Source organism: Sorangium sp. So ce887, assembly GCF_051521455.1.
In the GTDB taxonomy this organism is placed as follows: Bacteria; Myxococcota_A; Polyangia; order Polyangiales; family Polyangiaceae; genus Sorangium.
In genome coordinates this window covers 8,971,663-8,994,013 of the sequence record NZ_CP150354.1, presented here as the reverse complement: position 1 = coordinate 8,994,013, position 22,351 = coordinate 8,971,663, and the positions used below count along the sequence as shown (strand labels likewise).

Sequence of the window (22,351 nt, the reverse complement as noted above, 5' to 3'; positions counted from 1 at the left end):
GCGCGGGCGCTCTGGGCGCGGCGCGCCGGGTCCGGCTCGAGCAGCGAGAGGACCCCGGCGTCGATCGCGGGCGGCAGGCCCGGCTGCTCCCGCGCGCTCCTCCTGCTGCGACTCTACGCGCGGGGCCGCCTTCCACGAGCTCGCCTCAGAACGCGCTCTGCGGAGCGGCTACTTCCGGGAAGGTCGGCTCGGTCGGCTCGGGGCACGACCCTGCACGTGCCGGGGTGCTCGCAGCTCGCCCGCTGGCTCAATTGAGCATGGAACCAGCCGAAATGATCGTGGAGGGGTAAGGGGGGCGTGTGCCTTCGTGACGCTCTGGGCGTCAGCTAATCACCCACGAAACGTTCAGGAGTGCCACAGCTTCTTTCGATCAGGGCGTCTCGTCCCAGACGCGACCCGATGCAGTTCCATTGCTACCGGGGTTGAACACCTCGACGGCCATGACCTGATAGGTGGGGTCGTCACTCGCGTCCAGATTGTTCATGTTCGGAACAATCCAGCCGGTGTCGGCCCATGCCTTCACGTGATCGGCGAATATGATTTTGTGGTCCTCTCCGAGGGCCTGCTGCTGAGCAGGCTTGCTCCAGTACTGGTAGAAAGTGGTGCGACCATTGATAGAGGGCTGCTGCTGCCGCGTTGAGCGGTAAGTGGAATACTCAACCCCATTGCTCGTGAAGGTCTTGCCAGCGGTAGCGCCCTGGCTGGGATCATAACTCCATCGTTGCAGAATGTAATACTCCACCAGGTGTGCCGCGTTTGAAGTGGGCATACTCTTGTCGTACCCCCAGCCGTACAAAGTGATGTAGCTCGCGCCGCTGTCGCTATTGAATCGGTAGCCGATCACCCTGTTCTCATCTCCGTAATGCCATCCTGGACCACCGACATAGTTATAGCCACCGCCCTGCCAGGTCACGCTGAATTCGCCGTTCGGGTCCACGGTCAAAGATGTCGAGCCGCCATCTTTCCAGTGAGTGAAGAAAAAATCACCAACGTGGCCCGTTGCGTGATTTGAAGTGATCACCGTTTTGTCAGTGTATCTCTCAGTGTAGGCTGAGAACTTGGACAGATCGGGGATGGGTGTAACCGGTGTATCGCCACCAGAAGAACTGGAGCTGCTCGAAGACGAACTGGAGCTGCTCGAAGACGAACTAGAGCTGCTCGAAGATGAGCTAGAGCTGCTCGAAGATGAGCTAGAGCTGCTCGAAGATGAGCTGGAGCCGGAGCCGGAGGATGAAGAGCTGCCAGAAGACGATGAGCTGCTCGAGGGCCCTGTGGTATCGGCACCATCGCCACAGCCTGCTAGCGCGACTGACGCGAACGCCAGTATGAACCAACGAGAGAATTGATTCTGTTTCAAATTTGTCATAGATGTTTTCCAATGTTGCTTGCTGACGATTGTGATCATATGATGTTTCACGGCTTATGCCTTGACCGATTTTCGGGCAAAACCGCCGAAAATTCCCGGCAAGAGCTCCGGCTGCCGCTGACCGATGGCAATTGCGCGGTTGAGAAGTTCGGCCAGCAGATCCAGCAGTGGCGCCGTGAACCATCCGTAGAATGTCCCCCGTCGAACACGCTCGGCGCCGTTCTCGATGTCCGTGCGAAGAATATCATGCTGGCGCCCGCCTTCGCAGAGTCCGAAATCTTATCCGGACACCCATGCTCTCTCTGGAAAATTATGTGGTCATTCGACTAAATTTATACACCATGGAGCGGCCGCGACACAACCCCATTTGCACGGTTTTATTGTTTTATGGATCGCATTTTTCACCCGACGTTGGCACAGAGGGGGCGGAAAATGCCAACAGGATTGAGACGGGCCGGACGAGAATCCTATGAGTGGATCGCGCAGAGAGGCGCGTTCCGGCTCTGGGACGTGAGCGGCAGAGGTCGCGCCGCGGCGGGCGTGGCGCCAGGCTCGGGCGCGTCGCTGGTCGTGCCCGGGTGCGTCGGCGCCGCGGGCTCGCCGGCAGCGTCGTCTACGGAGCGCGTAGGTAAAAGACGCCGGATCGCTGCGCGAAGAAGTGTGGCGCGGCCAATCGAAGTGGCGGGACCGCGAGCGTCGCGACGCGTCGTTCAGCGCGTAGGTAAAAGAAGCCGGATCGCTGCGCGAAGAAGTGTGGCGCGGCGAATCGAAGTGGCGGGACCGCGAGCGTCGCGACGCGTCGTTCATGGGTCGAAAGAGTGGGCCCCGCGTGGCGCAGAGCGTGCAAGAGCGTGCAGAGGGGCGGATCGGCGTGGCGCGGGCACACATCGCCCTCCGGGCGTTGGGCTGGCCCGGGATGTTCTTGCGGCTACGCGGCGTCCCCGAGCGCCTTGCGGCGCAGGACGGTGCTCTTCAACGCTCGGGGCTCCGGGTCGCCTGCGGCGCCCTGCGCCCCGAACCTCCAGTACGGCGGCCCTCGGTTGGGTGAGCGGCACGGCGCGGCGCCCCGCTCCGAGGCGCCGCGCCGTGCCGCTCACCCGCACCGAGGGCAACCGCTTCGGCGAACCCCTCAGGGCACTATGGGTACTTCGGGATCACCGGAAACTCTGATGCCCTCGAACGCTTCCGCGACGAGGTCACCTGCGCGTGGCGGAGATGGCTTGACCGCCGCTCGCAACGCGCACGCGTAGATTGGGCGCGAATGAACGACCTGTTGAAGCGTTATCCGCTTCCGCCGCCGAGCCTCTCGCCCATTCACGTGTCTCGAGCAGCGAACCCGTGACCGAAGAGCCGGATGTGGTAGTCCCGCATGTCCGGATCTGTGGGGGGCCGGGGAGGGCAACCTCCCCGGCCTACCCGACCGGGTTGCCGAGATCATCTACACGCCACGCTGAGCTCGTCCAAGCGAGGATGCTTCGAACAAGCTCTCGGACGAGATCCGATTGCATTCCGCGTGTCCGGCCTATCTCGGACCGCAGGGCCCTGGCCCGACGACGAAGTCGAGATCGACTGCGAAGCCGAACCAAAAATAGAACGATTGGGCCCGGGTCGGGCCCATGCCTCCCGAAGGGGCGCGATCCGTCGTCACACCCCGCCAGAATCCCCGCAGGCTGCGATCCACCACCTCCGGGGAAAGCGACGCTAGTTCAACCAATTTATCCAGGCATCAACGGCGCCGCCTTCACACGCTGTGCCCTCCACGGGCCCTCCATGGCGCATCCGCCGTCTTCTACGCTGTGCGAGCTCGAGCGACGCTCGGCCGCTCAGCCTCGATTCCGTCTTGCTCGCGCTCTGAAGAGGACGGCTCCGATTGCCGCAAGAAGGATCCCGAAGCGCCAAGGCGGCGTTCCGGGTTCGGACCCGGGGACCGAGCAGCTGCAGCCAGAGTCCTCCGTCGGGGGCGTACCTTCGTCGGTGCCGCCGCTCGCACTGCTCGAAACCTGCCCGCCAGTCGCTGCAGAACCGCCTGTCGTGACGGCACCACCTCCGGTCACGCCCCCGCCGTTTCCGCTTCCGTCCCCTGCACTACCGCCGTTGCCCGTGGCCTCACCGGCCCCACCGGCCCCACCGGCCCCACCGGCCCCACCGGCCCCACCGGCCCCACCGCCGCCCGTCGCGCCCCCGTCGAGGAAAATGCGTTGGGCGAAGTTGTAAAAGCTGCGGTTCCAGACGGTCTTGGTATGGCCTTCGTTCGGCTCGATCTGGTAAATATGGTCGATGTTGTTCTGATCCAGGAAGTTGTGATAATTTTCGCTATTGCCGATCAGGCCGTCTGTGCTGCCGCAAGAGATGAAGATGAGCTTCACGTTGTCCTTGACCGCAGCCACATCCTTGATGGTCTGACTTGGCTGCTGGGTATTGGGCGCAGCTGAATACGGTCCGATGTAATGGAAGACATCGGTGTTGGGGAACCCGAAGTTGAAGGTCTGCCCCCCGCCCATTGACAGGCCGGAGATGGCGCGCAAATCGGCATCGGTGGCGGCGGAATAAGTCTCCTCGACCCAGGGGATCAGGTCGTGGAGCAGGACGTCCCCGAAGTTTGCGAAGCGCGCGAAATCGTCCGCTCCGTCCATCTTGCCGCTGGGCATCACAACGATCATGGGTTTGGCCATCTGCTTCGAGTACAGATAATCCATGATATTGTCGGCATTGCCTTCGTTGCTCCCCTGGCCGATCCAGGAGACCTCATTGCCGCCGATTCCATGATGCAGGTAAACGACAGGATATTTCTGGCTCGTCGAATACCCCGGCGGTGTATAAACCGTCACCTTCCGCATTCCGTAGTTTCGGGTCGGATAGCTGACGGAGACGTCCACCTTCCCATGGGGAATGCTGGCGTCCCTGGCATCGAAGCCCCTGGGCGGAACGGGAAGACCCGCGGGGTCGCTGGCATACACCGCGGCGGGGAGGACAGAGATGACCGAGAACGAAAGGACAGCAGGCCAGTTCTTCAAGGGCATGAGGACCTCCAACGTGCGTAAAAATCAAACTCGAGTTCCATGGCCCGCGCTAGTTCCATGGACCGCGCTACAAGTGCGTTGGCGCATTTTGCATTGGCACCGTGGTGTCCCAAGCAAGCGGCACGTGCCGACGCACGGGTCGCGCGCCGCGCTGCAGCTGGCATGCAAAACTACGCCTCAGGCGTTCCGAGGAGCATACAGGGCGAGGAAATCCAAACGCGATTCCGAGGGGCTAGAGAATCCAAATGCGATCCGAATGTCAAGCGCCTCGTTGTGAACGTTCTCATCGTACAGCCACGCCGCACGTGCCGGTTGATATAGGAAACCTTACGCGATTCGCCTCCCTCCTGGAAAAGTGCCGCTGTACCAACAACTGATCCGTGCGGGCACGCGTGCCAGGGGCGGCTCGCGCCCCATACGCCGCGTTGCCTCCCTCTGGGAAAGCGGTCAAGGGACAAGGAGCTCGAAACGTTTCGGAGAGGACAGGCTTCGTGCCCTCCCAGGCGACGAGGACCTGCTTCGTGAGATTAATGTCTGTCCGTTTTTCGCCACCCTTGCCCTAAACGTAGATTTCGGTGCGCCTGGCGAAGCCTGGGCGAGGAGGATGCCATGTAGAAGTAGCTGAAACCTCGCGAAGGGAACCAACGGGTTCGAATCCCGTCCGGCCAAGGAGGGTCACCAGCCGGAAGCGAGTCTTGCGTCGATGAGGGGCAACCCCCGTGGCGAAGCGTAGACAGCGAGCATGCAGGCCGTGTATAGGGCCTTATCCATGGTCTCCCGCCGCGCCGTGATCGCCGCAGCCGGCTTGTTCTCCGCCGGCGCGCTCGCCTCGGGCCTGGCCCGCGCGGAGGGGCGCGTGCCCGCGCCCCTCCCGGCGTTTCCCCTCTCGATCGCGGTCACGGAGGAGGAGGCGGGGAAGCCGGTGCGCGACGACGCCTGGATCGACGCGCAGATCGCCGAGGCGGTCCGGCTGTTCGAGCCCGCCGGTGTGGCGCTGCGCAAGGTCGGCTCGCGCGCGCTCGCCCCGCGGTTTTCGCGGCTCGAGACGCGCGAGGACCGGGACGCGCTCGCCTCGGCGATCGAGGCGCGCCGGATCAACGTGATGGTGGTCGCGTCGCTGCGGGACGTCGACGATCCGCGGCGCTTCCGGATGGGCGTGCACTGGCGGCACCGGGCGACGCCGGAGCGGCGCTTCGTCATCATCGCGGCGAACGCGCGGCCCACCGTGCTCGCGCACGAGCTCGGGCACTTCTTCGGGCTCGGGCACAGCGGCGTCGACGACAACGTGATGAGCTACGCGCGCACCGGAGCGCCCGTCTCCTTCGACGCGGCGCAGATCGCGAAGATCCGGTCCGCCGCGCGCGGGTACGCGTCGAGCAAGGCGTTCGAGCCCGCCTAGGACGGGACCTCCGCTCGAGCGCGCCGGGGCGCGGCCCGGCTGCTGCCGCGCTCGTTCGCCTGCTACGCTGCCGGGGGAGAAAAGAAGGGGAGTTTACAATGAAACCCATGATGACCCACGTCGCGCTCCACGTAGGCAACCTCGATGCGACGATCGCCTTTTATCGCGAGTTCTGCGGGCTCAAGGTGGTTCACGAGCGCAGCGACGCCGGCACGCGGGTCGCCTGGCTCGCCGAGGAGGGGAAGGAGCGGACGTTCGTCCTGGTGATGATCGAGGGCGGCCAGCGCGCGCCGCAGGCGCCGGAGGACATGAGTCATTTCGGGTTTGCGCTCGAGAGCCGCGCCGCGGTCGACGAGATCGCGCGCCGCGGCGAAGCGCACCTCGTCTGGCCGCCCAAGGAGCTGCCCTATCCGGTGGCTTATTTCTGCGCGCTCAAGGACCCGGACGGCAACTACGTCGAGTTCTCCTACGGCCAGCCGCTCGGGCCCGGCGCCGAGGCGCACGACGCGGCGTTGCTGGAGGCTTCGGGCTGAACCAACCAGGGTCGACCCCACGTCGCCCCCTCCGGGGCTCCTCCGTGCCCCCGCCGCTCAGCCCCCGCCCCGCGCGGCGCGCCTTGGCGGGGCTCGCGCTCCTCGGCGCCGCTGCGCTCGCGTCGCGGCGCCCCGCGCTGAGCGCGCCCGCTCTCCCGGGGGCGAGCGTGCTCGCTCCAGCTGCGCCGAGCGCGCCCGCTCCTCCGGAGCCCCCGACGCCCGCTCCCGCGACGCTTCCCCCCGCGGAGGGCCCAGCGGCCGGCGCCCCCGTCCAGCCCGAGGTGATGACCGTCGAGGGAGAGAAGACCTTCGAGGGGGCATGGAAATCCTCGGGGTTTTGCGGTGGGCGCCGTTGGCGCAGGAGCAGAGCGCGACACCGACGAAGCTAGGTGTCCGCCAGCAGCAAACGCTCGGCGGCGTCAGCGTGCATTGCGCGGATGGCGTCCCGCCGAGCGCGCCATGCGGGGCTGTCTCGGAGTTGCTTCTCGACCTGCAGCGACAGCTCGGCAGCCGACAGCGCGGCCGCCAGTCCGCCATGCTGGATGAGCCAATCGATCAGGGAGGCGGCGAGCCTGGAATCCTTCAGCTTGCCGGTGGAGGGGATCCGACGCGCAGGCTGTTCGTCTACCAGGGCCAGATACTCCGACCATAGCTCCTTGGCAAACCTGACCTCGACAAGATCGACGTCGAGGATCTCCTTCAGTGAGGCGGCGGCCGTGAGGCGCAGGCCTGCAGCCTTCTGAGCCAGGCCGAGCGCAACCCGGAACGCCCGTGGCCTGGGCGCGAGCCGTGCCAGTCGGGCCACGGCCCAGGTCCGACTGCCGCTCGCTGCTGCGACGAGCCGGGCCAGCGCCGCCTGCCAGTGTGGTAATCCGGCGTCAGGGAGGCGGCTCAATGAGTCGACAGTCTGGACCAGGACGCGGCCGGAGGTGCGCGCCTCGGCGAGGAGCCTGGTAGCCAGACCAAGCCCTTCCGAGCACAAGTCATGCTGGGCAATGCAGACGCCCGCTGCCGTGGAAGCGATACGCTCGTCGCCGCAGTCGACCAGCACCTCGGCCAAGGCCACGAAGCCGCGAGCCACCGCGGGGCGCGTCCGCGACTCGTTTGGGAACAGGAGTCTCGACCCGGGGTTGAGCAGCGGCCACGTATCCGGCACCGTCGTGATGCCGTCGATCAGCACCTGTCGGACGTCGGCCTGGTCAACGAAGCGCAGCAACCCCGCCAGGATGTCCGGCCGGATGCTGGGGTGCAAGTCCTCGGACCGCCACGCCTCCATCAGGAGGTCGCGAGCCTCCACGGTCGCAGAGGCGGAAACCCTGCCGGCGGCGTTCTTGCGGTTGACCACCGCGCAGTCCTTCGACAGCAGCAGCTCACGATACGGCGCCAGATCGAACGGACCGGGCATGCGCTCGGACAGCACGTTGAGGGCGCTCATCGCCGCGCGACCCACCACGCCGGATCTTCGCGCGCGCTCCAGGAACAGCCGTCGGAGCTCGGCGGTCGGCGGAGCGATCCGGGCGCACCGCGCCAGGATCGCGGCGGCGACCGGCCCGGCCGCTCCCGGCAGCAGCTCGAGCAGCAGCGGCGCGTCCTCGACGCGGCCGATGGCCTTGACGCGCCTCGAGAGATCGAGGCTGGCGTCCCGTGCCACCCGCAGCAGATGCTGCGTGAAGCGCCTGCGCTGGGAGGGCGTCCACCGCCCGGGGGCCGATGGTGAGATCGCCGCCACCAGATCGGTCTTGTGGGGATCGGTGGTATCGTCCCGATCCAGCAGCTCGTCGACCAGGGCAGTCTCCTTCAAGCTGATCTCCGGGACGTACCCCATCACCTCGTCCAGCGGCCCGCCGCATGTGACGGGCTTGCGCGGGGGCCGCGGCGTCTTCGGTGTTCTTCCGAGGAGCAGGTCCAGGATGAGCCGCTCCGCCTCGGGCTCGTGGCGACCGACCGCCACCGGTCCCAGCATGGGTGTGGTGCCGTCGAGGCGCACGCCCTCGTAGGCCGCATGGAGCTGGGCGGCGAGACCTTCGGCGATGCGCAGCGGGCTCGGCAGATACTCCATGGACGGCTTCTGGCCGGGCGCCGGCACCTTGTCGGCGCGCCAGCGCACCCGGGGATCCAGGCGAACCTGAACCAGGAGCCCGAGCAACTGCGCCGCGCGCGTGATGCTGTCCCGGAGGATCGCGGCGCCGATGGCCTTGTGCACGGCCCGCTCGGCCTGGGCCAGGGTGGTTGCGTTCGACTCGCGCGACTGCACTGTGGTGAGCAGGGCGTCCCTATAGGTCTGCACGGGGATCTCCGAGACCTGACGATCGGACAGCTGGGTCAGCTCGGCCATGACCAGATGGCGGCTCGGGCCATGCCATGCCGGCTCCACCTCGGCGAGAACGGACGCGCAGGTCGCCGGGTCGGCGCCGCGGCGGAGCGAACGCACCAGTGCAACCATCCGCGCCGCGCGCTCGCCCCGGTCCTTGGCCGCGCCCAGCGCCTCGTGCTCGGATCGCAGCTGGGCAAGGTCGAGGTGCTTCTCGATGGCCTGAAGCCGCTTGCGCCGAGTGTCCGGATCGACGGGAGGAATGAGGGCCGCCGCCGTCAGCCGCGTGACGCTCGCCGGTGGTATCGTGGCCAGCCGCGCCTCCATGCCAGGACGGGGCAACCATGCCGCCGTCGCGGCCTGTTCCAGCTCGGCGCCAAGGAGACGTTCGCGCTCGGCCAGGGGCAGGAAGCGGAAGAGCGGATCGGCGGAGGCGTCGAGGGGCTTGCTCCGGTTCCGGAGCTCCAGCACATCCTCGGCTGGCAGCGTCGAGATCGGCAGCAATCCGGATGGAAGCGGACAGTTGGCGAGAGAGACAGTCCAGTCGTTCCGGCGCAAGACCTCGAGCAGCTCGGCCGGGCAAGCCATCGCCAGGGCGTGGATCGCCCTCCCATCCAAGGCATCTCGCCGCACGAGCAGCGCCAGGGCCTCCCTCGGATATCGGGTGCAGAACAGCGTGGCCTCGTCCGTCGTGATCTTGCGCCTCGTCGCCAGTGCCACTCGAAGGCCCCGCTCCGGCGCACGCGTCACCAGCTCGCTCCACGCGGCCTCGTGCTCGGCCGCGTAATGTTCCAGCGTGTCGAGATCGCATGTCGCGAAGAGGCGTGTCGCAAGCCCCACACCATGCCTGGCGATGACCAGGGGAATGACCGCCGTCGCCTGGGCGACGCGACGGTGCCTGTGCATGATCAGGACCACCCCGCGGGCCTCGCGGCGATTCCCCTCGCGCAGCGCCTGGAGCAACGCTTCTTCCGACACCGGCACTCGGCGCGACGAGGAAAGCGCAGCCCGACGCATCATGGGGTCGCGCAGCGCCTTCTCGATGCGCGCCACGTCCCGACGATAGGTCGCCAGGTCCAGCGCCAGCCGCCGCTCGTCGCCGTCGCCCCCATCCAGCGCAGCCATGACCCGATCGGCCGTGGCCTGATCCCAGCCGCGGGCGAGCAGGGCAAGCGCCCGCCCCCGCTTCGCGAAGCTCAGGCTTCCGAGTCGACGGACCTCCGACAGCGGTTCCAACATGCTTCGAGTCTAGACGAACGCGACGCCGACGACGACCACGTGTGGGGCGTCGAGGCTCCCGCTGATGCTCGTAGGGGCGGGCGGCGTAGCCCGCGGCAGTGGCGTACTGAGCTTCGAGTATAACCCGGAACGCCTCGGCCCTCGTGCTATTCTCGAGCGCGTGGGGCGCGTAGGTAAAAGAAGCCGGATCGCTGCGCGAAGAAGTGTGGCGCGGCGAATCGAAGTGGCGGGACCGCGAGCGTCGCGACGCGTCGTTCATGGGTCGAAAGAGTGGGCCCCGCGCGGCGCAGAGCGTGCAAAGGGCGTGCAAAGGGCGTGCAAAGGGCGTGCAAAGGGGCGCATCGGCGTGGCGCGGGCACACATCGCCCTCCGGGCGTTGGTCGGGCCCGGGATGTTCTTGCGGCTACGCGGCGTCCCCGAGCGCCTTGCGGCGCAGGACGGCTCCCCAGGTCTGGCCGTGATCGCCGGAGCGGAGTACCGTCCCGCCGAGCTCCACCGCGATGGCCTCGCCGTCGTCCCGCAGGGCGACGCCGCGCAGGTCCGCCGTCGCGCCGCAGCCCACGTCGGACCAGCGCTGCCCGTCATCGCGCGAGGACAGCAGGGTCCCGCAGTGTCCGGCGGCGATCAGCGCCGCGCCGGCGCCCGCGAGCGCGCTCAGGTCCTGGCGGGTGGACGTCTGCACCCTCTTCCAGCGCTGGCCGCCCTCCTCCGAGCGGAGGACGTGCCCCTCGGATCCCGCGATGACAATCAGGCGACCTCGTCCCCAGACGGCGCTGTGCCGGATGCTCATTCCGGGCACGATACCAGGCCGGTGCACCGGGGGCGCTCGCGATCGTGTCCAGGCCCCCCGCGCTGCTGGCGAAGGCACGCGACGGTGGACATCGTCAGTTGGCAGCGGCGGTGGTCGTCCGATGTCTCGTGCCCTCACCACAAGGAAGATCGGCGTGAGGACGAATATGTGTACCAGCTGCCCGACATCCGACAGGAGCGGGGTCAGAGATCACCGGGCTCCTTCCGGAAGAAGTGACCGTGCAGGAACTGCCCGTTCGCCGGATCTCGGTGATAGTTGTACTTGAAGCAGCGGCTCGGGCAACTCACATCAAACAGGTTTGGCGAATTGTGGACGCTCAGCACCGCCGAACACAAGGGGCAAACAGCCGCCACGCCCTCGTGCCTCGCGATGCAGCCGCAGAGGTGCTGGAGCTGTCGACCTTCCGCCTGGTATCGATCGCGGCGGGCGGGAGTCCAGAGGTAGAGCGGCTTGTTCCTTCTTGCGGAGAACGCCCTGGCCTGCGCACGGAACACCAGCTCGACCTTGATCGTGTCATCGCCCGACGAACGATGATACGCGAGCTCTAGCCTATAGATGTCGCGGACCGCGCTGTTCGGACCGCAGTACCTTTCGGCGTCGTAGGCCGCCACCAAGGCTCCGCTCGTCGACTCGAAGGGCTGCTCGACCTGCGGCAGCAATTCCTTCTCCAGAAATGCGCCAAGCGCCTCCTTGAACTCCGGGGTCATCGCTGCCGCGTGGTAGGCGCTCGCAAAGGGGCCGAATTGAATGCTGGAGAATGCAGGATGCATCTTCGATCCCCAATACCGTCATTCAGCAGCGGGCGCCAGAGCGACGGCGAAGCCCGCAGGCCGTGGCGTGAGAGCGGCCCCTTCGACAGATGAATAAGTTATTGATACAGCGTCGCTTTTCAAGGAGGGACGCGGATCGCGTGCGGTGCTCGATGTCAACCAGCGCGTACAGCGTGGCTGTACGGTGGAACCGGTGATGCCGCGGGCCCTTCATCGCGGGCGATGGGGCGGCGGAGGGCGCCCCGGCCCTCCCTCCGCGGCCTGGCGCCGGCCTTGCGCGAGCGCGGTGGAGGACCACCACCCCTCAGGGAGAGTGAGTCGGGATGCTCTGGGCGAAACGGAAGACGTTCTGCGGGTCGTATTTCCGCTTCACGGCGACGAGCCGCGCCAAGTTGCTCCCGTAGTAGGCGGTCGGCCAATCCTTCTGGTCGGCGTCGATGTAGTTCGGCACGGCGAACCTGGACGCGTACGGCCGCAGCTTGTCACCGAACGCCGTCATCCAGGCCATGGCGTCGTCATGATTCGTGCTCGCGTCACCCTCGAGGTAGATTTGCATGCTGAACATCGTCTTCCTGTGGACGAACGCCGTCGCGTCCGGGGCCACGGCGCCGATCGCGCCGCCGTAGGTGTTGAAGATGAGGTCGGGGCCGAGCACCGTCCCGGCCAGCGACTCGACGATCATGTCGACCCCTTCCGAGGAGAGCGGGGCGTCCAGGTACACCGACTTGGCCTTGAACCAGACCGGTTCGATCACGAGGCGCTCGGGCGAGAGCACCTTCGGGTCGGTCGTCGGGAGGCCGGCGAAGAAGAGCACCGACTGGATGAAGGGCATCTCTTCGACGAAGAGCGTCTTCGCGCCAGGCACCGTCGCGAGCAGGCGCGCGGCGGCCGCGGCGGCGGCCGACGAGGCGCCGATGTACAAACCTTTGACGGATACGCCGCTGGAGCTCACCACCATCATGGCGTTCGCCTCCGGCGGGAGAGCCGGCGACCAGCGCTGATAGGCCGTCATGACGGCCTTGATCGCCTCGCGCGGCCACTTGTAGCGGAACACCGCGACCGTATCCGGGAGCTGGTGTAGCTGAAGCGTGAACGACACCACGATGCCGAACGAGCCGCCGCCGCCGCGCAGGGCTCAGTAGAGATCGGGGTTGTTGATGCTGTCGGCGCTCAGGATCTCTCCTTCCGCGTCCACGACCGTCATGCTCAGGACATTGTCCGCGACCAGGCCGAACTTGCGGGAGATCAAGCTATAGCCGCCGCCGAGGCTCTGGCCAGCCAGGCCGACGCTCGGGTAGCTGCCCGCCACGAACGCCAGCTGCGCCTGCTGCCACACGGCGTGATAGAGCGGGCCCAGGCGCCACCCGGCGCCCACCGTCGCCGTCTTTCGGTCCTTGTCGATGGCGAGGTCGGTCATGCCGGCAAGATCGATGATCATGCCGCCGTCCTTGCCAAGCGAGTAGCCCTCGTAGCTGTGGCCGCCGGAGCGAACCGCGATGCTCAGGCCGAGGCGACGGGCGCACCTGACCGCAGCCTGGACCTGCGGGACGTTCACGGGGTGGACGATCACGCCCGGAAGGACCTGGATACGGAGGTTGAAGCCACGGCGGTCGCGCTCGTAGCCCGCCGAGCTCGGAAAGACCGCCCTGGGTGCGGCCGGGGCGAGGCATCGCGCGATGGCATCTTGCGTCGGCGCCGGCGCGTCTGGCGCCCGGTCCACGGGCGAGATCGGGTCGGCGGCCGCCGGCGGCCGGCAAGCGCTGGCCAGGACGACGGTCGCCCACAGCAGGAAGCACTGCAGGCGGCGAAGCCATTGAACCCTCGGATGGTGCGCGATCATGAGGTAGCTCCTCCCGGAGGTCGATCTCTATCGTGGCGCCGGCTCGCGGTGGGCCGGGAAGCGGAACAAACCGACATACGTGGCGCCCGGCGCCTGCGCCTTGACGCCGAGCGGCGCGGGCTTGCCGTCGGCCCCGATACGGAATGCGACGAGCTGACCGGAGCCCTGGTTGGCGGCATAGAGGAGATGGCCGTCTGGCGACAGCGCGAAGCTGCGCGGATTGTGCGGGCCGCCGCCGTGCCCTGACGGCACATCGGCGAGCGGCGAAAGCTTCCCGGACGAAGCGTCGACCGAGAAGACGGCGATGCTATCGCGCCCGCGATTGGAACCGTAGACGAACCTGCCGGTCGGGTGCACGGCGATCTCGGCCCCGGTGTTTCGTCCCGAGTACCCCTCGGGCAGCGTCGAGGCCGTCGCGATGGGCGTCAGCCGGCCCGAGGCTCGATCGAACCGAAACGACGTGATCGTGCTCGCGGTCTCGTTGATCCCGAAGGCGACCGCGCCCTGCGGATGAAACGCGAGGTGCCGCGGACCGGAGTTTGCCGGGAGGCCCGCGCTCGGGACCGCGTTGGGCTCGAGCAGACCCTGGATGCTGTCGAAGGCATACTGGGCGATCAGGTCGGCGCCGAGGCAGGGCACGAAGGCATAGGCGCCGCTCCGATCGGTGATCGCCATGTGGGCTTTCGCGCCTGGGCTCTCGGTATCGGTCGCGTTGCCCAGAGCCCCGTTCCGCGCGACAGGGATCACCGATACGCTGCCGTCCTCGTAATTGGCGACCAGCAGCCAGTCACCGGCCGTGGCGAGCGACAGGTGGGCTGGGCCGTCGCCCTGTGCGCTGACCGCGTTGATCGCGGTGAGGACGCCGCTCTCCGCGTCCAGCTCGAACGAGCGGATCAGGGCATTGTCCTCGTCCACGGCGAACAGCAGGGCCCGCGCCGGATCCACGGCCAGGAAAGACGGCAGCCCCTCCGTGGCGTTGGCCTGGAGCAGCGCCAACCCGCCGCTGCGCTCGTCGACCGAGTAGACGCGGATCTTCCCCTCCTTGCCGCTCACGAAGGCGAGGAGCGAGCCTCCCGCGGCGGTGGTGGCCAGCGTCGCGTCAGGCGCGGACGCGATCCCCCCGGGGCCGCCGGCCGGCTGGTTGCCGGCGGTGCTCCCGCAGGCTGCTCCGAGGAGCGAGATCGCGCAGAGCGCGCCCAGAACGTCGAGACGATTCCTGGCAAGGGCATGGTTACGCGGCATTTCTTTCGCTGTGCGGGCAACCGCTTGCGGCCGGCGTGACGCGATTCGACCGGCCGGGCGATCTGGCCTGGAGACTGCTGTGCCTTGCGACGGTCTCGCCGGCGGCGTCAGGGAGGGAGGCTCGGCGCGGGAAGCTTCGACCGGGGCCTGCTCGTCCTCGCCGGCCATCGTGACGACCAGCCCGAGCGCTGAGGCGGCTTCCGCGCAGGAGTCTGCCACGATCGTGCGCGCTTCGATGGCGCCGTGAGCGCCTTCTCCCGTGATCACGAGCGTCACCGCGCTCGGCGGCTCCGCTTCGCGCACATGGACCCGGAGCCGTACCGGGGAGTCGGCGTCCACGTGCCCTCCGCGCAGCGCGGCCGCCGCCCGCACCGCGTCGAGCGTCACGCAGCGCTGCTCATCGAGCTCCACCGCGGCCCCCACGTTCGCGGCGTGGGCGGCCTCCGCTCGTACCAGAACGAGCCATCCCACAACCGCGATCGCGCCCTGGCGGACGGCATTGCCCAGCGCGCGCACCCGACGAGGATCGCTCGACGGGGCGGAGACTTTCTGAGGTCGAGGTGCCACGGGCCGGGAGGATAAGACGAACAACACCGCTCTCGCAGCATCGGGCGTCTTGCGTCGGCGTCGCCCTTGCGCGGCCGGAGATCGTCGAACGCCCTGCGCCGGCGGCCCAGGCGTGCTCGTCCTACACAGCCGCAAAAATGCCGCCGGCCGCAGCCAGCAGTGAACGCGCCGTCACAACGTGACGCACCGCCGGCACACCGCTCGTCCACGCCACGCTGACGCTCGCGCGGAGGATCTCGAACACAAGCCATTGTGGCGTGGCGCGCTCGAGCGCTATCGTTGCTTGGTGTCAGCGACCGGTTGGCGAGAGTTCAAGGCCGAGGGTAAGAAGACGATGAACCTCCGGGCTTACGCGACCGTCGTCGCGATGGCATGGCTGGCCGCGTGCAGCAGCGGCTCGAGCGAGCCGCCTCTGCCAGCGCCGTCGGGCGGGGCAAGCGGTATGTCGGCGGCCGGCGCCTCGTCCGTGGCAGGAGGCTCGAGCGGGAGCGCAGCACAAGCAGGTGCTGCGGGAGGGAGCGGCGGCGCTGCGGCTGTCGCGGGCTCGGCCGGCGTGGCCGGCACCCCGAACGCTGGCGGCGCCGCCGGCGACGGCGCCGGAGCCGGTGGTGCGAGCGCGGGGGCGGGCGGTGCCGGCGCGTGCCCGGCGGGCTCGACGCAGCTGTCGCCGTGGCCCGGCAAGGCCGAGGTGCGCACGCTCGACAGGGAGGACGCGTTCGAGCGCGATCTGAGCGGGCTGACCTACGAGGCGCCCGGAGTGCTGTGGGCGACCGACAACCTCTCCGCCAAGCTGTTTCGGTTGTTGAAGAGCGGAGGGAGCTACGCGCCGGACACGTCCAAGGACTGGGCCTCCGGCAAACGGCTGCACTACCCGAACGGCAAGGGCACGCCCGACGCGGAGGGAGTGACGTTCGCCGCCACGAGCGCCGCGGGCGTCTACGTGTGCGCCGAGCGCGACGCGGACGATTCGTCCGTGAGCCGGCTGTCCGTGTTGCGCTACGACGTGACGGCCGCCGGAGCGACGCTGACCGCGACTCACGAATGGAACCTCACCGCGCTCTTGCCCGAGGTCGACCCGAACGCGGGTCTGGAAGCGATCACTTGGGCGGCTGACAGCTTGCTCACGGCGCACCACTTCTTCGACGAGAGCAAGGCCCGAGCTTACGTCCCGAGCGACTACGGCGAGCACGGCGCCGGCCTGTTTCTGGTGGGCGTGGAAGAGACCGGCAAGGTGTACGCTTTCGCGCTGAACCACGAGAGCGGCGCGGCCACCTTGGTGGCCAGCATCTCGACGCCGCTCGGGGGCGTGATGGGGCTCGAGCTCGACCGTGACACCGGGAGGTTGTGGGCTTACTGCGACGACACGTGCGACAACCAATCCGCCGTGCTCGGTATCGACGACGCGCTCGGGCGCTTCGTGCTGGAGCGGCGTTTCACGCACCCCGGCGGGCTGCCGGACTCCAACAACGAAGGCATCGCGCTCGCGCCGGACGCGGAGTGCAGCGGCGGCGTCAAGCCGTTCTTCTGGACCGACGACGCCGACGCCGACGGCTCTTCGCTGCGCGAAGGCTCGCTCGCTTGCGGTTGCCTCTAGAGTTGCCGGTTGTCGGGGCGCCTCGGGTCGGTGACTATTTCGTTCCGGACGGGGCCGCGCCCATGCTCACCTTCTTCTGCGCGAGGCTCGGCAGCATGGTATTTTGCCGGCGCCTGTTCAAGCGCGTCTGACCCGAACCAGGGCACCATGGCCTCCACCGACGACGAGCTCGTCCCGACCGTAGATCTCGCGCCGCTCGAGAGCGATGACCCTTCCGAGCGCGCGCGAGTGGCCAGCGCGGTGGCAGCGGCGTGCGAAACGAGCGGGTTCTTGCAGGTCGTCGGACACGGGATCCCCGAGTCGACGATCGCCGCGATGCGCGCCGCGAGCGACGAGTTCTTCGCGCTACCGCTCGATCGCAAGCTCCTGGTGCGGCCGGCGCATCCCGGGATCAACCGCGGGTATGCGGCGCGGGGGACCGAAGCGTTGAGCTACAGCCTCGGAATCGAGGCGCCTTCGCCCGATCTCTTCGAGGCCTTCAACATCGGCCTCGATCCGGTGCCGGACGACGAGTTCTACCGCAAGGACCCGCACGATTTCTTCGCGCCCAACGTCTGGCCCGCGGATGTCCCGAGCTTGCGTCCCGCGCTGCTCGACTACTTCGACTCCGCGGTGCGCGTCGCGCTCGGACTGACCGACGTGTTCGCGCTCGCGCTCGGCCTCACCGAAGGCTGGTTTCGGCCGTACGTCGAGCGCTCCACGCTGACCCTGCGGGTCAACCACTACGAACGTCGCCACGACGACGACGCGCCGCGCTCGGGACAGATGCGAATGGGAGCCCACAGCGACTATGGCATCGTCACGGTGCTTTATTCGGATCCCGTGCCCGGGCTCGAGATCCTCGGCCCGGACGGCGCGTGGCACGGCGTGATCCCACGCACGGGTGCCTTGCTCGTGAACCTCGGCGATCTCACTGCCCGCTGGACCAACGACCGCTGGCGCTCCACGCTGCACCGCGTGGTCCCGCCGCCCGAGAGCCAACCCGGGCCGGCGAAGCGTCGCTCCGTCGCGCTGTTCTTCGATGGCAACTACGACGCGGTCGTCAGCTGCTTACCCACTTGTATGGGACCCGACCGGCCCGCCAGGTATCCACCTGTCCTCGCCGGTGAGCACCTGTTCGCGAAGGTCATGGGACCACGGAGCTTCGAGCCGACTCGAGGGCTCGAGACAGCGGGCGAGCGACTTCGCGCCGCACGCTCGTGATGCGCGGGGCGACCTCGACGTTCCTCGTCATCTGCGGTGGCATGGGCCTCATCGGCGTCCACCTCGACATCGGCACCTCCATGCTGGCCAGCCTCACCACCGGGGTCGGCGTGGACCAGGCTGGTCGCCAAGAGCCGCAAGATCAACGCCAGCATCTCCGACGACGTCTCGGCCGCATGGATGCGGGCGCCGGGATCTGCGCGCGACGAATTTGTGATCGCGGGGACGGAACCCGGAGATTGTACGGCGGGAGGCCTTGTCATGAGGCTCTTCATTCCTTGCCCCTGGAGCTTGCTTCCCGGCGGCGCGGTCGGGCTTCGCAACTCATCGGATTCAGGGAATTTTCAACCTGCTCGGCGCTCCGGGTGGCGGTCGTGGAGGGGCGACTCCTCCACAGGTACGGGAGATATGAATGTTCAAAAAGTTTAGAGTGAACAAGGTGTTGGCAGGGATGGGCTTGTTGTCGGTCGGACTTGCGTCCTGCGGCGACCAGGTCGCAGGTGATGGACCGGCGGTCGTCGAGATGGAGCTCGATGAAGCTGAACAAGGGCTAGCGAATGGAACGCTTGTCTCGAATCGCTGGGCAGGCGGCATCGTTGATATTGGTTTCTGGAACGGGAGTCAGTGGGTCATGTCCGGCTGCAGCGGGCAGGTCGTGTCTCGTGATGCGATAGTGCTCGCCGCCCACTGTGTTCGTCGCTGGCTGACGCCGGATACGGCCAATCCGCCGAACGTCAACTACAATCCGCCGGATACCGGGACCACGTCGTTTGCGGCCTACCGAATGAACGAAGACGGCACCTGGACTTGCATCACGGATCCTGCCGGTGGTTGTCAATTGCAGGCAAGCTGGGCGGTGCCGTCGACGTACCTGGGCGTGTACCACACGGCGACGCAAGCATGGACCGGTGACAACGCGGATCGCGATGTCGCCACGCTGAATTTTGGCACGAACTTCGCGAACGTCGTGCAGAAGGACGCAGCCTATCTGAATTCAGGCGGTGACTCGACCATCGGGACCGCCTACGGCTACGCAGACTCGCCGGCGAGCGACGGCAGGCTTCGCGGGGGAAATTTCTCTGGTATTGCCTTGAGCGGCGGAGCCTACACAAAGACTGTCCCACAGGCCGACCCGCACCTGTGCGCCGGCGATTCGGGCGGGCCGCTGCGCTTCCTGACCAGCGCAGCGACCACTCCAGATAGCACCGTTCGTTCGGGTGTCCTCCTGGGAGTCAACTCCAAGGGAGGGTGTAGCGGCGCCAATGTGGGCAACATCTGGGCGCCGATCAACAGCAACCGTACCTTCATCGAGAACAACATCGGCCGGGCATGTGCCACCGTGGTTCAGAACGGTTGGAGCACCCGCGACTGCTGGTGAGCTTCGGAGCGCCCCGGCGACCGCTCGCCATCGACCGGTGTTCCTGGCGGGACTGTTCCGCGGGGACGAACCGTTGCGATCCGTCGCTTTCCCCGGAGTTCCAGGGGGGCGTGACCACGGATCGCACCGGTTCGAAGGGCATGGGCCCAACTCGGGCCCAACCGCCGGACCTCGGGCCCGGGGCGCTCGCGACCGTCTGGGAGCGGGCTCGTCGTCCGCCTTCGCGGGCTGTTGCGGCTTCGCAGAGCGCGGTCCGATCAGCTGGCGTCCTCGGGTAGTGGGGTCATTTGAACATGAAGGCGGGAAGGCGGGAAGAAAACCCGAATGATCTTCCCGCCTTCCCGCCTTCATGTGGATCCTCTCCAAGCAAATGACCCCACCACCCCGGGTCGCGCGGATGCAGGCGCTCTCGGTTTCACGATGGTTCCCTGTCGGCTTCGGGATTCGTCTCCGAGACGGCAGAAATCTGCTCCGTCGACCCGAGCGGTCCGCCGCCGTGCGATGATGGCGTCATGTGCGATGTACGCCGATCCATCACGCGCTGCCGTTCTGTCCCCATTGCCCTCGCGCTCCTGGCCTTGACGGCATGTGGAGGGGAGCCAGGGCCAGGCGTCGAGTCTGCCGAGGAGATCAGCGTCATCGAGAAGAGCTCGTGGATCGAAGGACGCGACGGTGGGGACAGCGGTGTCGTGTGGGGCAAGTCGGTCTGGGCCTACGGCGATACCGTGCTCACGACGGCCGACGAGGCCGGGACCAACTGGCACCACAACTCGTTCGACATCTCGGACGATCTCGACGCGTCGGACGGCATCGGCGGCTTCTCGTCGCCGTCCGACGGCGTCGGGGCGCCGGGGTATCTGATCGCGCCCACCGCCGTCGAGCAGGCGTTCAACGACGCTCACGCCGGCGAGGATTGTGCCGAGGCGCCGTGCGGCGCCCGCTGGGCGGTGTGGCCGGGCGCGCCGGTGTTCGATGCGGCGCGCGACCGGGCGCTGATCCCGTATGGCCTGATTTACGCCGAGCCGGGCGACTTTAACTTCCGCGGCGTGGGCCTGTCGTTCGCGATCTGGGAGCACCTCGACGAGGCGCCGGTGCGGCCGATCGTGGACGCGAGCGCGGAGCACCCCGACCTGCTCTTCACGGAAGGCGAGCCCGGCTGGGGTGCCGGGGTGGTCACCCACGGCGACGACCTCTACACCTTCGCGTGCGACGGCGGCCTGTCCAAGCCGTGCCGCCTCGCGCGCGTGCCGCTCGAGACGCCCGTCGACCGAGGCGCCTTCCGCTACTTCGACGGCGGCGGCTGGAGCGACGACGCCGCCGATGCCGCCGCGCTGTTCGACGGCGCGCCCATCATGTCCGTCTCGTACTGTGAGCACCTCGCGGCGTGGCTCGCGGTCTACGCGCCCCCGTTCGACCATCGGATCGTGGCGCGCACCGCCCCCGACCTCACCGGCCCCTGGTCGGACGAGGCCACGCTGTATACGGCCCCCGAGGAGCACGCGCCGTACGACGCGGTTCACCACGCAGAGTACGAGGAGGACGGCGGCCGAGTGCAGTACGTCACGTACTCGCGGCCGACGAGCGGCTGGTTCGGGTCGGAGTTCGCGCTCGTCCGTGTCGTGCTCCAGTGACGGGCGGGCGCTCACCCGCAGCGTGCTGCAATTGAGCTCTGGTGCTGTACTTTGGGACGAAGCGCAGCACCACCAGGCGTCTAGCTGCCCGTGGCCAGACGTCTGGCTGTCCGGGGTCGCATCCGGTACGAGCGGAGCCCTGGTAACACTTCAGACCGGGAGCCGCGGTGACACTTCCTCGAGCCACGGCCCCGTGCTCCGGGAGGACTGGAAACAGGGGCCGGATCCTTGTCGACGCGACACGCTCGCCGCGCTCTCTCGGACCACCAGGATTATACACGAACCACTCCCCGCGGTCTCGGTACACACGAGCCTCTCCTCACGGTCCGGCGTGCGAGCGCGCAGGTCACCGCCTCTTGGAGAGCTGCACCTCCTTGTTCTTCAGGGTGACCTGCGCGAGCAGAACAGGGCCGTAGTACAGTTCCCAGATGTCGTCCGCGATCGGCAGCAGCCCTACGGGCTCGCTGGCGATCAGCGTGGAGACGAAGGTGGACGCGCCCCCGAACTGCAGCTGTCCCGTGGTGCCGATGCGTCGAACGGCCATTGTATCCGGGTACTCCGGCGACGAGGGCTTGCTCGGCATCGAGCGGCGCGACGGCGTGTAGCGCGAAGCCGGCGTCCTCTGGCCGAGCGCCTCGTGGGGGCGCTGGTCATTGTACTCATGCCGAAAACGGTCGAAGACGCGCTGCTGCGCCGCGAGCGTGGCTTCTGGCGGCGAGGTCGCCTCCGCCTTCAGTGTCTTGTGCATGCGCTCGTGGCGGCCGTTCTGCTGCGGTTTACCGGGCTCGATGCGCTCGGGAGACACGCCGAGCTTGATCCAGCTCACCGACAGCGCTGAGAGCCCACCGACGCCCAGCGTGGCGAATGGCGGGCCGTTGTCCGAGCGGATGCGGTTCGGCAGACCGAACTCGCGGAACGCGCGCTCGAAGTGGGGTCGTACCGAGGCATGGTCGGGCGTCGCCACGCCCTCACATTTGAGCAAGTACCGCGACGCCTGATCCGTCAGCGTCAGCGGGTAGCACCGGGTCTTATCGCCGAGTGCGAAATGCCCTTTGAAATCGGCGCACCACGTGTCATTAGGCTGCTCCGCAGGAGCCAGCGTCGACGGCATCGCTGACGTCGGCGTCACCACGCGGCGCCGACGGGGCCGAATCAGCCCGTGCTTCTTGAGCAGCTCGCCGATGGTGCTCGTCGCCGGCAGCCCATTGATGCCCAGGCTCTCCAGCCGGGCGCGCAGCTTCTTCGGGCCCCACGTGGGCCGATCCTTCCGCAGCGCGAGCAGCGCATCGACGACCTCTGCAGGCGTTGCATGCGGAAACGTGTGCGCCACGGGCCGCCGCTCCTCCAGGCCGCGAGGCCCGGCCTGCTCGTAGCGCTCCACCCACTTGTACCCCGTCTTCCGGCTGATGCCGAACCGCCGGCACAGCTCCGCTGGTACGTGCCCTGC

General features: G+C 67.6%; 16 protein-coding genes and 2 pseudogenes. 8 read left to right on the top strand and 10 right to left on the bottom strand.

What is annotated here, in order from left to right; genetic code table 11:
* Positions 1–370 precede the first annotated feature (370 nt).
* Positions 371–1,021 carry a glycoside hydrolase family 11 protein gene (locus WMF36_RS33620; protein WP_437574874.1) on the bottom strand — a complete coding sequence of 217 codons (651 nt, stop codon included), beginning with the start codon at positions 1,019–1,021 and terminating at the stop codon, positions 371–373.
* 52 nt (positions 1,022–1,073) lie between these two features.
* Here WMF36_RS33620 and WMF36_RS33615 point away from each other — a divergent pair, with 52 nt between their 5' ends.
* Positions 1,074–1,346, top strand: a complete 273-nt coding sequence (locus WMF36_RS33615) for a hypothetical protein (protein WP_437574873.1) — start codon at positions 1,074–1,076, stop codon at positions 1,344–1,346.
* Between the two features lie 32 nt (positions 1,347–1,378).
* Entirely contained in the window at positions 1,379–1,696 is a 318-nt protein-coding gene (locus tag WMF36_RS33610; protein ID WP_437574872.1) for a hypothetical protein, read from the top strand.
* Between the two features lie 1,493 nt (positions 1,697–3,189).
* On the opposite strand, the gene WMF36_RS33605 is transcribed toward WMF36_RS33610, so the two are convergent.
* Positions 3,190–3,420, bottom strand: a complete 231-nt coding sequence (locus WMF36_RS33605; protein WP_437581988.1) for an MYXO-CTERM sorting domain-containing protein — start codon at positions 3,418–3,420, stop codon at positions 3,190–3,192.
* A 369-nt stretch (positions 3,421–3,789) separates the two neighbouring features.
* Positions 3,790–4,203: pseudogene (locus tag WMF36_RS33600) on the bottom strand (alpha/beta hydrolase); the annotation flags it as partial.
* Between the two features lie 952 nt (positions 4,204–5,155).
* On the opposite strand from WMF36_RS33600, the gene WMF36_RS33595 reads away from it, so the two are divergent.
* Complete coding sequence (locus WMF36_RS33595) at positions 5,156–5,785, top strand: hypothetical protein (RefSeq protein WP_437574871.1); 630 nt, start codon at positions 5,156–5,158, stop codon at positions 5,783–5,785.
* Positions 5,786–5,883: 98 nt separating this feature from the next.
* A complete protein-coding gene (locus WMF36_RS33590) occupies positions 5,884–6,318 on the top strand; it encodes a VOC family protein (RefSeq protein WP_437574870.1) in 435 nt (144 codons plus the stop codon).
* A gap of 385 nt (positions 6,319–6,703) precedes the next feature.
* Here WMF36_RS33590 and WMF36_RS33585 read toward each other — a convergent pair whose 3' ends face one another.
* From WMF36_RS33585 to WMF36_RS33560, 6 genes are all read right to left on the bottom strand, one after another.
* The gene (locus WMF36_RS33585; protein ID WP_437574869.1) at positions 6,704–9,868 is read right to left on the bottom strand and encodes a hypothetical protein; all 3,165 of its coding nucleotides are present in this window, start codon (positions 9,866–9,868) and stop codon (positions 6,704–6,706) included.
* 403 nt (positions 9,869–10,271) lie between these two features.
* Positions 10,272–10,658 (bottom strand): WD40/YVTN/BNR-like repeat-containing protein, encoded by a 387-nt coding sequence (locus tag WMF36_RS33580; RefSeq protein WP_437574868.1) that lies wholly within the window; start codon positions 10,656–10,658, stop codon positions 10,272–10,274.
* Between the two features lie 203 nt (positions 10,659–10,861).
* The gene (locus tag WMF36_RS33575; RefSeq protein WP_437574867.1) at positions 10,862–11,449 is read right to left on the bottom strand and encodes a hypothetical protein; all 588 of its coding nucleotides are present in this window, start codon (positions 11,447–11,449) and stop codon (positions 10,862–10,864) included.
* A 304-nt stretch (positions 11,450–11,753) separates the two neighbouring features.
* Positions 11,754–12,548 carry a BBE domain-containing protein gene (locus WMF36_RS33570; RefSeq protein WP_437574866.1) on the bottom strand — a complete coding sequence of 265 codons (795 nt, stop codon included), beginning with the start codon at positions 12,546–12,548 and terminating at the stop codon, positions 11,754–11,756.
* Between the two features lie 36 nt (positions 12,549–12,584).
* Entirely contained in the window at positions 12,585–13,289 is a 705-nt protein-coding gene (locus WMF36_RS33565; protein WP_437574865.1) for an FAD-binding oxidoreductase, read from the bottom strand.
* Between the two features lie 27 nt (positions 13,290–13,316).
* The gene (locus WMF36_RS33560; protein WP_437574864.1) at positions 13,317–14,531 is read right to left on the bottom strand and encodes a lactonase family protein; all 1,215 of its coding nucleotides are present in this window, start codon (positions 14,529–14,531) and stop codon (positions 13,317–13,319) included.
* Positions 14,532–15,276: 745 nt separating this feature from the next.
* Here WMF36_RS33560 and WMF36_RS33555 point away from each other — a divergent pair.
* The 4 genes from WMF36_RS33555 (at position 15,277) to WMF36_RS33540 (ending at position 20,904) form a co-directional block, all read left to right on the top strand.
* On the top strand, positions 15,277–16,692 hold the full coding sequence (locus WMF36_RS33555) for an SOS response-associated peptidase family protein (protein ID WP_437574863.1): 1,416 nt from the start codon (positions 15,277–15,279) through the stop codon (positions 16,690–16,692).
* A 147-nt stretch (positions 16,693–16,839) separates the two neighbouring features.
* Positions 16,840–17,895, top strand: coding sequence for an isopenicillin N synthase family dioxygenase (locus WMF36_RS33550; RefSeq protein WP_437574862.1), 1,056 nt, complete (start codon positions 16,840–16,842; stop codon positions 17,893–17,895).
* Positions 17,896–18,325: 430 nt separating this feature from the next.
* The gene (locus WMF36_RS33545; RefSeq protein ID WP_437574860.1) at positions 18,326–19,273 is read left to right on the top strand and encodes a hypothetical protein; all 948 of its coding nucleotides are present in this window, start codon (positions 18,326–18,328) and stop codon (positions 19,271–19,273) included.
* A gap of 512 nt (positions 19,274–19,785) precedes the next feature.
* Positions 19,786–20,904 (top strand): DUF4185 domain-containing protein, encoded by a 1,119-nt coding sequence (locus WMF36_RS33540; protein WP_437574859.1) that lies wholly within the window; start codon positions 19,786–19,788, stop codon positions 20,902–20,904.
* A 346-nt stretch (positions 20,905–21,250) separates the two neighbouring features.
* On the opposite strand, the pseudogene WMF36_RS33535 reads toward WMF36_RS33540, so the two are convergent.
* A pseudogene (locus WMF36_RS33535) lies at positions 21,251–22,348 on the bottom strand (integrase core domain-containing protein); the annotation flags it as partial.
* Between the last annotated feature and the right edge of the window lie 3 nt (positions 22,349–22,351).